Raw genomic sequence first — 12369 nt, 5'->3', positions numbered from 1 at the left:
AGATAGGCCAGACCTGGAAGCACTGTAAGGTGTGAAGGCTACTGGTACTAATTGACCACAACAAACACCAACACACTACGTGTGACTTAACAAAAGAGTAAAGAGAAAGAAACAGTCACTGTCGTGACCGCGTCCACTATGCAGTATCTGACACAACACCCACACAAAGTGGGCACCCAAAAAGGGGTTTGTACTAATGCTTCGAATGTTTGTCGGTGGTCAATAGCTGCAGGGAAACGCCCGGTCCCATTCCGAACCCGGAAGCTAAGCCTGCACACGCTGATGGTACTGCAACCGGGAGGTTGTGGGAGAGTAAGTCACCGCCGACACCAAACAACAAAACACAACAAAATACAGAAACAATGAGGCCGTAGAAGACAAGGCACACTATAAAGTGCCGGAACTTTCTACGGCTTCATTCGTCGTTTTACCGCGATTGTCTGTGAAGCCAGCTTGAGGGCTATTCCGAAGGATGTTCTGAAGAGAAAACTTTTTCATTGCATCTTCGCTACACTTATCCACTCATTAGTTTGGGAGGAAGCTCATGTGGTTCGATGGCTATCATCGGCAATTTGGAAAACGCCTGGAAGAGTTTCACGCGATTGCGATTCCCGCGATGCTCGCGGAGCTATCGCCGGTGCAGGAAGAACAAGTTACCCAGGGTTCCAAAGAATTTCCCTTCGACGCGGTGCTAGACGTCTTAAACTCCAAGCACAGCTACGAAGACAAGGTTTCCCGAATACTGGCCATCAGCGGTACATGGATGAATGCTTCTTCCGGTAGCCAGTGGGCTCTAGGCCCATTGAGCAGCACAGCATACTCTGAACGGGTAGGCATAGGCGTTAGATGGGGTGAGATTGCATTCTCACCACTATTGAACGTCGCAGAAAACCTTATTGATGCGTATCCGACTTGGCCAGGCGTGCTCAGGGAATTCGCTGAGAACCAAGAGTTTAACCGTGATTATTTCTCGCAACGGCTTAAGGAGATTTAGCGGTGGCTGACTTCTCTTCTGAAAGACCGCTCGATGTTTCTGGGTCGAGGGTCTTATTCGGTATCGGCACCGCGTTGCCGGGCGCTTTGCTTTTGTCTATTTCGTGTGAAGGTGACAGTGAGGGCTGGTGGGACGCTGCGACTGGCGCGGTCTTGATTCTGCTCGCAGTGATTCTTCTCGGTTGGGCTGCAGTGAGGAAGGAGGTGCGTCGTCAAGCGCTGTGGGGCCTGCTATTTGTTGTCTACGGTATTCTAGGCGCGCTGCTTGTTCCTGGTGGTAGCATCCGTTTCGTCACGGTGTGCGTCTGGGTTAATCTGATGAATTTCGTTTGGCTAACGCTGCGGCAGCCCGTCAGGATCTAAATTCCGGCTTTTCGTTCGCGGGTTGTAGAATAGGGCCGGTATTCCTGTGCTAGTTCCAACCAAGAAAGGGTAGGGCTGAATGTCGGAGCGCAATCACAATGGGCGCGGCGGACGTGACCGCAAGCCACGCAATAACAAGGGCCGTGATTTTAAGGGCGATTCCCGGAAGAAGAAGTCTTTTTCGCCGCAGCGCTCCGGTTACCGTGAGGAACGCATTAACCGTCGCATGAGTGACCCAGACATCCCGGCAGAGGTAGATGTCAACGACCTGGACCCGATGGTGCTGCAGGACCTGAAGTCGCTATCGAAGGAGAATTCCGAGGCCGTCGCTAAGCATATGATCATGGCTGCGACCTGGATGGAGGATGATCCTAAGCTGGCCCTGCGCCACGCACGCGCTGCCAAGGATCGTGCAGGCCGAGTTGCTATCGCCCGTGAAGTCAACGGAATCGCTGCGTATCGCGCCGGCGAGTGGAAGGAAGCACTCGCTGAGCTGCGTGCCGCGCGCCGCATTTCCGGTGGCCCCGGGATGCTTGCAGTCATGGCTGATTGCGAGCGCGGTTTGGGCCGCCCGGAAAAGGCGCTCGAGCTAGGCCGTGCGGAGGAAGCATCAGAACTTGATGAAGAGTCCACGATTGAGCTGGCAATTGTTTTGGCCGGCGCCCGTCTAGACATGGGTCAAGCTGAGTCCGCGGTTGTCACCATTCAGCGCGCACATCCTGACCGCGATGCCCGCGGGGTAAGCGCATGCCGTCTCGCTTATGCCTACGGTAATGCTCTGCTTGAAGCAGGTCGGAAGGACGAGGCTCGGGACTGGTTTGAGCACGCAGTTTCTATTGATGAAGGCGACTGGACTGATGCTGCCGAGCGCCTAGAGGAGTGCAAGTAGTGACGGTCCTCAGCAAGCACGATGCTCTTCTCCTTGATCTCGATGGCACCGTGTGGGAAGGCGGCCGTCCACTCTCAAACGTAGTGGACGTCATCAACACCTGCGGAGTGCCGGCAGTGTATGTGACCAACAATGCTTCGCGCAGCCCGCAGGCAGTGGCGAAGATGCTCGCGGACATCGGGCTCACTGCGGGTACAGAACAGATCGTTACCTCTGCGCAAGCGGTTCTCCAACTAGCAGCAGAAGAGGTCCCAGCTGGGGCGAAGCTCCTTATCATCGGTGCCGATTCCCTCCGTGACTTGGCCCGAGAGATGGGCTTCAAGGTAGTCTCCAGCGCCGATGACAAGCCTGCTGCTGTAGTGCAAGGCTTTGATCGCTCGGTTGGCTGGGAACACTTGACTGAAGGTGCCTTGGCCATTCGCCAGGGAGCCAAGTTCTTTGCTTCGAATCTCGATACCTCTCTGCCAATTGAGAGAGGCCTTGCTGTGGGTAATGGTTCTCTGGTTGCCGCCATCCAGTCAGCCACCGGGGTAGAGCCGGTATCTGCTGGCAAGCCTGAGCCGGCCATGTTTACTTTTGCGGCAAAGCAAATCGGCGCGAAAAAGCCACTTGCTGTGGGCGACCGCCTGGATACTGATATTGCAGGTGGTAACTCTGCTGCAATGGATACCTTCCATGTGCTCACCGGCGTTTCTGGTGAGTTGGAGCTGATTGAGGCTCCTGTGGAGGCACGCCCTAACTTTATTGGCGCAGGAATGCACGAGTTGGCCCTTCCTGTCTCCGTCGCTCGTCCCGGAGCACAGGGTGGATTTACGGCGCGGTGCGATGGCCATGACCTTCTGCTCGAGGGCGGAGACGAAAAGTCTACCTCCGTGCAGGCATTGCGCACCGTGTTGGAAGTTGCATGGGCCATGCCGTCGCCGCCGCGCTATATTCAGCCGCGTAGCGAGCGTGCGGAAAAGGTTGTTGCGCAATGGCGGTAAAGCCGCACGACTTTCGAGCAGTCAAGGAGCCAGCAGAGATCGATGCGGAAGTAGCAGAGATCCTTGGAGAAGACGCAGCGGATTTGGCCGCTGAAGTAGATCAGCTTGATCGCGCTCACAATGTGTTGCGCGATGCATTGCAGGAGAATTGATGCCCCCACAACGTCGTAGGTTAGATGCGGAGCTGGTGCGCCGAAAGATTGCGCGGTCACGTGAGCAGGCGCGGGAGATGATTAAGTCCGGCCGTGTCACAGTTGGTGGCTTCAAGGCGCAGAAGCCGGCGTCGATTGTAGAGCCCGAGGTTTCCATCAAGGTAGAGGAAGCCGAAGAAGATAAGTGGGCTTCACGTGGCGCTCACAAGCTTTTGGGCGCCTTGGCGGCGTTTGACGTCGACATGAACGGCCGTATCCTCGATGCCGGCGCTTCTACCGGTGGCTTTACGGACGTGTGCTTAGAACACGGTGCGCAGGAAGTGCTGTCTGTCGACGTGGGCTATGGGCAGCTGCTCTGGCGCCTGCAAAACGATGATCGCGTAACCGTTTTGGACCGCACCAATATCCGGAATTTGACGCTGGAGCTTACCGACGGCCCCTGCGACGGCATGGTAGGCGACTTGTCCTTCATTTCCCTCCGCTTGGTATTGCCGGCCATTGTGGATTGTCTGAAAGACGGTGCTTGGTTGTTGCCTATGGTTAAGCCCCAATTTGAAGTGGGCAAGGAGCGCCTCGGAAGCGGTGGCGTGGTTCGTTCTCCGGAGTTACGCAAAGAAGTAACCAAGGAAGTCGCTGAATTTGCGTTGTCGCTGGGGCTTAGTATGCATGGGGCTGTTGCATCACCGCTGCCTGGGCCAAGCGGCAATGTGGAGTACTTCCTGTGGCTGAAGAAGGACGGTCAGCCCACAGATCTGGCTAAAGTGGAAGAAATGATTGACCGCGCAGTCGAGGAAGGCCCGCAATGACACGTGAGATCCTGTTGGTACCTCATGCCAACCGCCAGCAGAACCTGGAGGCGACGTCGCGTGCAGCGGAGCTTTTGCAAGATGCGGGCATTACTGTTCGAGTGTGCGCGGACGAAAAGGTACTGCCGGGATTAAAGCATGTACCTCACACTGAAGATGCGGCCGCAGGGTGCGAATTGGTATTGGTTTTAGGCGGCGATGGAACCTTCCTCCGTGCCGCCGACATGGCGCGAGCCGTAGATATTCCAGTGCTGGGCATCAACCTAGGCCACGTGGGATTTCTGGCCGAGTGGGAGGTTGAATCCCTCGACCAGGCCTTGGTGCGGGTCATTGAAAAGCGCTACCGCATTGAAGACCGCCTCACCATTGATGTGTCCATCTTTGATGAGGAGGGAACCCTTCTTAGCCGCAGCTGGGCTTTGAACGAGGCTTCGGTAGAAAACCAAAACCGCTCCGGCGTCCTGGATGCAATCTTGGAAGTTGACCGCCGGCCGGTGTCGTCCTTCGGCTGCGATGGCGTGCTTATTTCCACGCCTACCGGATCCACCGCCTATGCATTTTCCGCAGGCGGTCCGGTGTTGTGGCCCTCCCTAGATGCAATTTTGGTGGTACCTAATAATGCGCATGCGCTGTTTACCAAGCCATTGGTTGTATCGCCCAATTCTTTAGTGGCCGTCGAATCGACGATGCGCACGACTCCAGCCACCGTGATATTAGATGGCTTCCGCGAATTTGCGATGCCACCAGGGGCACGAGTGGAAGTAGTGCGAGGCGAGCGTCCGGTGCGGTGGGTACGCTTGGATGACCAACCTTTTACTGACCGTTTAGTCTCGAAGCTGCGCCTGCCCGTGGAAGGGTGGCGCGGGCCGAAGGAGAAATAGTGCTCGTCGATATTTCCATCAATGATCTGGGCGTTATTAGCCAGAGCTCCGCGGAACTATCCGCGGGCCTTACCGTGCTTACCGGTGAAACCGGTGCGGGTAAGACCATGGTGGTTACTGGTTTAAGGCTCTTAGCCGGTGGTCGCGCGGACGCCTCCCGGGTGCGCGATGGCGCGAAAAAGGCTGCAGTGGAGGGACATTTTTCCTCTGCAAAGGACTCGATCCGTGAGCTGGTGGAGTCGGTAGGCGGAGAGCCCGACGAAAATGGCGAGTATATCGTTTCACGCACAGTCTCTGCCGCGGGAAGATCGCGGGCCTATTTAGGCGGCCGGGCGGTACCGGCTGCAACCTTGGGCGAGTTCGCGCGCGAGCTCATTACAGTGCATGGGCAAAATGATCAGCTGCGTTTGCTCGCGCCCGAGGAACAACTGGGTGCGGTTGATCGTGCGGATCCGAAGTTGGCCCGTGTGCGGGAGCGCTATACCGAGGCCTTTAAAAAGTGGCGCAGCCTAGCGAAGGACTATAAGCGGCGCACGGAGCAGCGCCGCGAGCTGGCGCAGGAAGTTGACCGTCTGCAATTCGCCGTCGATGAGATCGATGGCATTGCCCCAGAACCCGGCGAGGATGAAGAACTGGTGCAGTTGGTTCGCAAGCTGCAAGACGTCGATGGGCTGCGAGAGTCCGCGGAAGTTGCGCTGGCTGCCATCGACGGCACCGAGGAGCTGGAGGAGGCTGCCTCGGCCTTGCTGGGCCGGGCGGTCTCGGCATTGGCGGGTTCCACCGATAAGGAACTGGCGGCCTTGGGCGAATGGCTCAGCGAGATCTCGTCGCAACTGGGCGATATCTCCGGCGAGCTCGGTGGATATCTGGCGGGGCTGCCGGCGGATCCACACCTATTGGAAAAGTCCCTCCAGCGGCAGCAGGAATTGCGCACGTTGACTAGGAAGTACGCAGGGGATATTGATGGCGTCGTGGCCTGGCGCAATGAGGCTGCGGCAAAGCTCGAGTCTATGGATACCTCTACTGAAGCCCTGGAGGAGCTGAAAAAGCAGGTCAAAGACGCTGAATCGGTGATGATTGAGCGGGCAGGGGAGCTGACAAGGGGGCGTCGGAAAGCGGCGAAGGCCCTGGGCGAGCAGGTAACGCAGGAGCTCCACGGCTTGGCCATGCCAAATTCGACCTTGACGGTCGAGCTTACGCAGGCGAAGTATTCTAAGTCCGGTGCAGACGCGGCCGAGCTGCAGTTGAATGGTAAGCCGATCGCCTCTGCTGCCTCGGGCGGCGAACTCTCCCGTGTCATGCTGGCCTTGGAGGTCGTGCTGGCAGACGAGGACGGCGCCACCTTGGTCTTCGATGAGGTCGATGCCGGCGTGGGCGGGCGCGCAGCGGTAGAGATCGGCCGCCGCCTGGCGCGCTTGGCGGTGCATAACCAAGTGATTGTGGTAACGCACCTGCCACAGGTCGCAGCGTACGCGGATGCGCACCTGCATGTATCGAAGGAGAAATTTACCTCTGGCGTGGCCGAGCTATCACAGGAGGAACGCGTGGAGGAGCTGGCCCGCATGCTGGCGGGGTTGGACGATACCGAGACCGGCCGCGCGCACGCGCAGGAGCTTTTTGACCGCGCACAGGAAGAAGCTTCCGCGCGCCTCGCCCACTCGAAACCATAATCACGCCACAATAGGGTCCATGGCTCTGTTTTCCCGTAACCCCGAGCAGCCTGGTGCGCTGCGCGACTGCACTCCAGGCGCTAAGGGGATGAAAAAGTTTAGTGAAGGCGATGTCGCCGTAATTGATGCGGCCAATATCTCTCGCCACGAGGCTCAAACTCTTGTAGACCTTAAGCCCTCCGCCGTCATTAACGTGGCGGAATTTTCTACCGGCACTGTCCCAAATTATGGCCCGCACATGCTGCTTGACGCCGACATTACCCTCCTTGAAAGCGTGGGGCAGTCCTTTGTTTCCGAGTTCAAAGAGGGCAAAAAGGCGCGCATCGGGGAAGACGGCACGGTCTTTAGCGGCGATAAAGCGCTCGGCACCGGCCGCGTGGTAACCCGCGAGCGAGCAGAAAAGAACTTCACTGCGGCGCAGGGCGCGCTGATCGACCACATGGAATCCTTCTTTGGCAATTCCATCGATTTTATTAACTCGGAAGGCCCACTGCTTATCGACGGCCTCGGCGTCCCCGCCTCCGGCTCCGAAATCGCCGGCCGCAAGGTTGTCCTCTTTTCGCCTACCGATAGGCACCGCGAACAGCTCAAGCAGCTGCGCAACTTTATCCGCGAGTATGAGCCGCTGCTGATTGCAGTGGGATCGGCGGCAGATTCCTTACTGGCCCAAGGATATAAGCCAGATTTCATTATTGGGGATCCCAATGGCGTGAGTGATGAAGCTCTGCGTTGCGGTGCCCGCGTAATCGTTCCTGCGGACCCGGAAGGGGAGGTAGAAGGCCTCGACCGCATCCAGGACCTCGGCATCGGCGCGATGACCTTCCCCGCAGCAACACACTCAGGTACCGACCTGGGCCTACTCTTTGCTGATTACCACGGCGCGGATCTCATCGTGCAGGCCGGCGGTGGGGTAGACCTCGATGATATCTTTGCTGACCGCACCAACCCCTCGGCCGTGCTGTCCCGCCTCAAGGCCGGTACCAAGGTGGTTGACGCTGATGCGGTGATCAATCTCTACAGTGCGCCTTCCTCCAACCTCGGCTGGCTGTGGGCAGTACTGGGAATCCTCGTTGCCATTGCGGCGGTCATCCTCATCGTCGGTTTTGGCGGCAGCCAAGACTTTGCTAGCAACCTTAGCGAAACCTGGTCTAGCCTCTTTGGGGGCGCATAAGGCATGGCAAAGACTGAGCTTGTAGCAGGCTTGGGCTTCGGCGCCGCGGTAGGCGTAGCCTTGGGCGCCCTGGTGATTGCGCCAAACCTGACCACCAGCATGGCAGACGACGACCCAATCCGCGAGGAGCACCGCAAGGTGGTCCAAGACAATAAGATTCTGCAGACCCAGAATGAGGCTAGCGACAAGATCGTGGCCGATTCTGGTGCGGAAATGGTTGACGGGACATTGTCGCAGCGCCCAGTACTCATCGTGACCACCGATGACGCCAATGGCGGAGACGTGGACGCGATTCGGAAGCTCTTGGAGTCTTCCGATGCCACGGAGGCCGGCGAGATTAAGCTGACCAAGGACTTCTTGCGCCCCGAAACTAAGGACAAGCTGCTTCCCATCTTGAAAGATATTGCGCCCAAGAAGGCAGATATCAAGGACTTGGATTCTGCAGGAGCCCTCAGCGGTGAGGTCCTGGGTACTGCGCTGTCTATGGATCCTGAGAGCACGAAACCTTTGGCCTCGGTAGACGAGCGTGCAGACGTGCTCCATAAGCTGCGCGACGAGGGCTTTATTGATTACGAGGACGGCACCATCGTGCCTGCCCAGGCCATCATCGTGGTCTCTGGAAATGGCCTGCGAGGTTACCCGTCAACCGCGCTGGCAGAATTTGCCACCGGGTTGGATGAGGTCAATGGGTCCGTGGTGTTGAGCGGGCGCACCAAGCAGACCCAGGATGATAAGGCGCTAGCCCAAGTGCGTGATCAGGACGCGGAGCTGTCTACGGTCGATAGCACAGAACGGGCAGTGGAGCGCATTGCGGTCATTCTGGCCACCCAGGAACAACTTGATGGTGGCCAGGGTGACTATGGCGCCACCGAAACTGCTGACTCCGCCTTGCCGGGAAAGGAATAGCCCATGGCGCATGATTTCAAGGTGCTTGATTCGCAGCTGCTTGTCGACGCCCCCATTATTGCCCTGCGCCGCGACGAGGTACTGATGCCCGGTGGCGTATCTGCCTCCCGGGAAGTAGTCGAGCACCTAGGTGCTGTGGCCGTCGTGGCAGTGGACTCAGACGAGCGTATTGCGATGGTGTATCAGTACCGCCACAGCGTGGGAAAGCGCCTGTGGGAACTGCCAGCGGGATTGCTCGACGTTCGCGGTGAGGATGAGCTGACCGGCGCCCAGCGTGAACTGCAGGAGGAGGCCGGTCTGAGCGCGCAGACGTGGTCCGTGCTGACGGACCTTGTGACTTCGCCGGGTTTCTGCGAGGAGGCGGTTCGCGTATTCCTTGCCTCGGAGCTTTCCGAGGTCCCCCGGATGGAGGCTACCGGTGACGAAGAGGCCGATATGGAAGTCGCCTGGGTGGGACTCGATGAGGCCGTCGACAAAGTGCTGCGCGGCGACATCGTCAATTCCATCGCCTGCAGTGGTATCTTGGCCGCCTACGCTGTGCTGCGCGGCGGCAAGCAGACCCGCAGCGTGGAGGAGCCGTTCGACCTTCGACCGACCTCAATGAGCTCCCGCCGCACGGGCGCGGACCTAAAGCAGCTGTGAGTGCGCTCGAAAACATAGCGCAGACGTGGCTTAATCACCTAGCAGTCGAGCGCGGCGTTTCTGCCAATACGTTGAGCAACTATCGCCGCGATGTCCGCCGCTACCTCTCCTGGCTGAGGGATAACGGGGTAGATGATCTGCGGTTGGTGACACGACCGATGGTGGAGGCTTATCTCAAAGACCTGCGCTCACACATGGCGGTGTCCTCAGCCAACCGAGCGCTCATCGTTGCTCGCGGACTGCATAAATTTGCCGTGTCAGAAGGCGTAGTGGACGTCGATGTCGCGGTTGAGGTAACCCCTCCGTCAACTGGGCAGCATTTGCCTGAGACATTATCGGTTGACGAGGTCACCGCCCTCATTGAAGCGACCCCTACTGAGACCCCAGTAGATGTGCGCGACCGTGCCCTGCTGGAGATGCTCTATGGCACCGGCGCGCGCATCTCAGAAATTATCTCCCTTACCGTTGATGACGTTTCCTCCGCGCAGGAGGTAATACGCCTGCGGGGCAAGGGAGACAAAGAGCGGGTTGTGCCAGTGGGCTCGCATGCTCGCCAGGCTCTCGATGCCTACCTGGTGCGGGCGCGACCGGCGCTGAGCAAAGGTAAGACGCCGGCGCTGTTTCTCAATACCCGCGGTGGGGCTTTATCGCGACAAAGTGCATGGACTGTGTTGAAGACGGCAGCGCAGCGGGCGCAATTGGGGAAGTCCATTTCTCCGCACACCTTGCGGCATTCTTTTGCGACGCACCTGCTTGAAGGCGGCGCTGATGTGCGCACCGTGCAAGAATTGCTGGGACATTCCTCGGTGACGACAACGCAAATATATACTCACGTCACTGCCGATTCCTTGCGCGAGGTTTGGCGCACTGCTCATCCTCGTGCTTAAGAAAGGACCACTATGTTTTCAACTCGTATAGCTGGTGCGGTGCTATCTTCCGCATTGCTTTTCCCAGCGGTGGCACACGCGCAGCTGCCGCCGGAAGTAGAAGCTGCTATTGCTGCTCCCATTTCGGTTCCTGCCGGTCAGACCACGACTGTAAGCTTGCCCGTGCCGGCCGAAGCTAGCTACTCCGGCGACGGGTGGAATGTATCTGCCTCTGGTACCTCCGCTACCATCACCGCCCCAGCTGAAGGCGGCCAAGTCTCGGTTCCTGTTTCTGCCCAAGGTATGAATGCGACCCTGACGCTAGTAGCCGATGGGTCGGTTGCACAGGAGGACATTCAGGAAGAAATTGATGGCGCGGAAGGCGGACCGGCCCCAGCTCCAGCGCCGGATCCGGGCTCGAATAAGCCGGCTGGGGGTGACAATGCTCCAGCCGGAAAAGATGCCGAGGGCGGAGATGACAAGCCTGCGCCGTCGAAAGAAAATAGCAACTTGCCGGTTGTTCCAGGTGAAAAGCCGGAGCGCAAGCCTGCCGGGGAAGCCAACCTGGAAGGCGCGGAATACGTCAACCTTGAATCCACAATTGAAGGCAATACTATTACCGCGAAGATGGGCCTCAAGCAGGCCTATGACCTTTACCAGCAGTTCAAGGACACGCAAGAAAACGACGTCACGCTGCGCTACCTTGACGGCGAAGGCAATATCATCCAAGGCGTAAAACGCGACGTGGACGCCTCTTCTCGAACCCTCACCTTGACCTATCCGGAGGGCGAGGCGCCTGATAATCCCTTTATCATGCAGTTGCTTCGCAATGACGGTTCTGGGGCCGCACTCATCGTCACCCTACAGGACCCTAACTATCAATCCGCCGCGGAAAACCTCGATGAGCGCCAGCAAAAGGAACCCAAAGAAGAAGACGGCGGCTCATATCTAGGGTGGATTATAGGAGGGGTAGCCGCAGCGGTGCTCATCGCACTCATAGCTCTAGTGGCAATCCTCAAACGCCGTTCTAGTCAACGCTAAACACTTGATATACACTAAGTCTCGGTACTTTTGGGCTGTAGCGGGTACGCTTTAATGACAACGTTGTAATCAACCCTAAGCCAAGTGTCATGGTCCGGAACTTGGCGTCAAGGAAGCAGGTGTGACTGTGAGCGAAGAGGGTCTCTTTTCTGCCTCTGACGTAGAGGTGGGGCTGACCGGTCGTCCTATCCGTGAGCTACCGGAACCCGCACCCTTGGAGAAGCATGGGCCGGCCACCATTATTTCGATGTGTAACCAAAAGGGTGGCGTCGGCAAAACCACCTCTACCATCAATATAGGTGCCTGCTTGGCGGAGTATGGCCGTAAAGTCCTCTTGGTTGACCTTGACCCCCAGGGAGCGCTGTCAGCAGGCCTTGGTCTCACGCATGATGATATCGAGGACACCATTTATGACGTGATGCTCGATAGTCACACTTCTATTCATTCCGCTATCCAGCACACCGGGGTATCGGGCTTGGATCTGGTGCCGGCAAATATCGACCTTTCCGCCGCAGAAATTCAGATGGTCAATGAAGTAGGTCGCGAGCACACCCTTGCCCGGGCTCTGCGTCCGGTGCGCCGCGATTATGATTTCATCATTATTGATTGCCAGCCTTCCTTGGGCTTGCTTACCGTCAATGCTCTTGCTTGCTCACAGGGTGTGATCATCCCTATGGAGTGCGAGTTCTTCTCCCTGCGCGGTTTGGCGCTGTTGACCGATACCGTGGAAAAGGTTTCTGATCGCATTAACTTTGACCTCGAGGTCATGGGAATCCTAGTGACCATGTTTGACCGCCGGACCAAGCACGCCCGGGAAGTTATGTCCCGAGTGGTGGATTACTTTGGCGATAAGGTCTTTGACACCGTCATTACCCGGACCGTTCGATTCCCAGAGACTTCGGTAGCCGGCGAGCCGATTACTACCTGGGCACCAAGCTCCCCGGCCACGCAGCAGTACCGGAACCTGGCCAAAGAGGTCATCGAGCGCTCGACCGTTTAAGGTATC

At 57.8% G+C, this 12369-nt stretch carries 14 protein-coding genes and 1 rRNA gene; all 15 read left to right on the top strand.

The genetic code is table 11. The annotated features are described in order from the left end of the window. Window positions 1-211 precede the first annotated feature (211 nt). The 15 genes from rrf to QP941_RS03320 all read left to right on the top strand — a co-directional run bounded on the left by rrf (window position 212) and on the right by QP941_RS03320 (window position 12363). Window positions 212-329 (top strand): 5S ribosomal RNA (gene rrf, locus QP941_RS03390). Between the two features lie 215 nt (window positions 330-544). Continuing rightward, window positions 545-994 carry a hypothetical protein gene (locus QP941_RS03385; RefSeq protein ID WP_284867998.1) on the top strand — a complete coding sequence of 150 codons (450 nt, stop codon included), beginning with the start codon at window positions 545-547 and terminating at the stop codon, window positions 992-994. A 2-nt stretch (window positions 995-996) separates the two neighbouring features. Then, window positions 997-1356, top strand: coding sequence for a hypothetical protein (locus tag QP941_RS03380; RefSeq protein ID WP_284867997.1), 360 nt, complete (start codon window positions 997-999; stop codon window positions 1354-1356). Window positions 1357-1435: 79 nt separating this feature from the next. Then, a complete protein-coding gene (locus tag QP941_RS03375) occupies window positions 1436-2245 on the top strand; it encodes a tetratricopeptide repeat protein (protein ID WP_284766430.1) in 810 nt (269 codons plus the stop codon). Next, window positions 2245-3228: an HAD-IIA family hydrolase gene (locus QP941_RS03370; RefSeq protein WP_005329477.1), complete on the top strand. Its 984-nt coding sequence runs from the start codon at window positions 2245-2247 to the stop codon at window positions 3226-3228. The genes QP941_RS03375 and QP941_RS03370 overlap by 1 nt, the downstream gene beginning before the upstream one ends. Next, complete coding sequence (locus QP941_RS03365) at window positions 3219-3380, top strand: hypothetical protein (RefSeq protein WP_005324658.1); 162 nt, start codon at window positions 3219-3221, stop codon at window positions 3378-3380. Before QP941_RS03370 ends, QP941_RS03365 begins: the two co-directional genes overlap by 10 nt. Beyond that, complete coding sequence (locus QP941_RS03360) at window positions 3380-4186, top strand: TlyA family RNA methyltransferase (RefSeq protein WP_239282549.1); 807 nt, start codon at window positions 3380-3382, stop codon at window positions 4184-4186. The genes QP941_RS03365 and QP941_RS03360 overlap by 1 nt, the downstream gene beginning before the upstream one ends. Further along, complete coding sequence (locus tag QP941_RS03355; RefSeq protein WP_284766431.1) at window positions 4183-5067, top strand: NAD kinase; 885 nt, start codon at window positions 4183-4185, stop codon at window positions 5065-5067. The genes QP941_RS03360 and QP941_RS03355 overlap by 4 nt, the downstream gene beginning before the upstream one ends. Continuing rightward, window positions 5067-6737 (top strand): DNA repair protein RecN, encoded by a 1671-nt coding sequence (gene recN / locus QP941_RS03350; protein ID WP_284867996.1) that lies wholly within the window; start codon window positions 5067-5069, stop codon window positions 6735-6737. The genes QP941_RS03355 and recN overlap by 1 nt, the downstream gene beginning before the upstream one ends. Window positions 6738-6756: 19 nt before the next feature. Beyond that, window positions 6757-7908 carry a putative cytokinetic ring protein SteA gene (steA, locus tag QP941_RS03345; RefSeq protein WP_284844899.1) on the top strand — a complete coding sequence of 384 codons (1152 nt, stop codon included), beginning with the start codon at window positions 6757-6759 and terminating at the stop codon, window positions 7906-7908. A 3-nt stretch (window positions 7909-7911) separates the two neighbouring features. Then, window positions 7912-8814 (top strand): copper transporter, encoded by a 903-nt coding sequence (locus QP941_RS03340; RefSeq protein ID WP_284788709.1) that lies wholly within the window; start codon window positions 7912-7914, stop codon window positions 8812-8814. 3 nt (window positions 8815-8817) lie between these two features. Next, window positions 8818-9456 carry an NUDIX domain-containing protein gene (locus QP941_RS03335; RefSeq protein ID WP_284844900.1) on the top strand — a complete coding sequence of 213 codons (639 nt, stop codon included), beginning with the start codon at window positions 8818-8820 and terminating at the stop codon, window positions 9454-9456. Then, window positions 9453-10343: a site-specific tyrosine recombinase XerD gene (xerD, locus tag QP941_RS03330; RefSeq protein WP_284844901.1), complete on the top strand. Its 891-nt coding sequence runs from the start codon at window positions 9453-9455 to the stop codon at window positions 10341-10343. The genes QP941_RS03335 and xerD overlap by 4 nt, the downstream gene beginning before the upstream one ends. A gap of 12 nt (window positions 10344-10355) precedes the next feature. Continuing rightward, window positions 10356-11363 (top strand): hypothetical protein, encoded by a 1008-nt coding sequence (locus QP941_RS03325; protein ID WP_239278861.1) that lies wholly within the window; start codon window positions 10356-10358, stop codon window positions 11361-11363. A gap of 127 nt (window positions 11364-11490) precedes the next feature. Next, window positions 11491-12363: a ParA family protein gene (locus tag QP941_RS03320; protein WP_284868007.1), complete on the top strand. Its 873-nt coding sequence runs from the start codon at window positions 11491-11493 to the stop codon at window positions 12361-12363. Window positions 12364-12369: the final 6 nt, after the last annotated feature.

The sequence above is a fragment of the Corynebacterium sp. MSK150 genome, from assembly GCF_030229215.1.
Taxonomy (GTDB): domain Bacteria; phylum Actinomycetota; class Actinomycetes; order Mycobacteriales; family Mycobacteriaceae; genus Corynebacterium.
This window is presented reverse-complemented; position numbering and strand designations above follow the sequence as displayed.

Bases quoted from the DNA above. Each gene is read 5' to 3' on its own strand.
- QP941_RS03385 (WP_284867998.1), top strand. From the start codon at position 545: ATGTGGTTCGATGGCTATCATCGGCAATTTGGAAAACGCCTGGAAGAG.
- QP941_RS03375 (WP_284766430.1), top strand. From the start codon at position 1,436: ATGTCGGAGCGCAATCACAATGGGCGCGGCGGACGTGACCGCAAGCCA.
- QP941_RS03365 (WP_005324658.1), top strand. From the start codon at position 3,219: ATGGCGGTAAAGCCGCACGACTTTCGAGCAGTCAAGGAGCCAGCAGAG.
- QP941_RS03360 (WP_239282549.1), top strand. From the start codon at position 3,380: ATGCCCCCACAACGTCGTAGGTTAGATGCGGAGCTGGTGCGCCGAAAG.
- QP941_RS03355 (WP_284766431.1), top strand. From the start codon at position 4,183: ATGACACGTGAGATCCTGTTGGTACCTCATGCCAACCGCCAGCAGAAC.
- steA (WP_284844899.1), top strand. From the start codon at position 6,757: ATGGCTCTGTTTTCCCGTAACCCCGAGCAGCCTGGTGCGCTGCGCGAC.
- QP941_RS03340 (WP_284788709.1), top strand. From the start codon at position 7,912: ATGGCAAAGACTGAGCTTGTAGCAGGCTTGGGCTTCGGCGCCGCGGTA.
- QP941_RS03335 (WP_284844900.1), top strand. From the start codon at position 8,818: ATGGCGCATGATTTCAAGGTGCTTGATTCGCAGCTGCTTGTCGACGCC.
- QP941_RS03325 (WP_239278861.1), top strand. From the start codon at position 10,356: ATGTTTTCAACTCGTATAGCTGGTGCGGTGCTATCTTCCGCATTGCTT.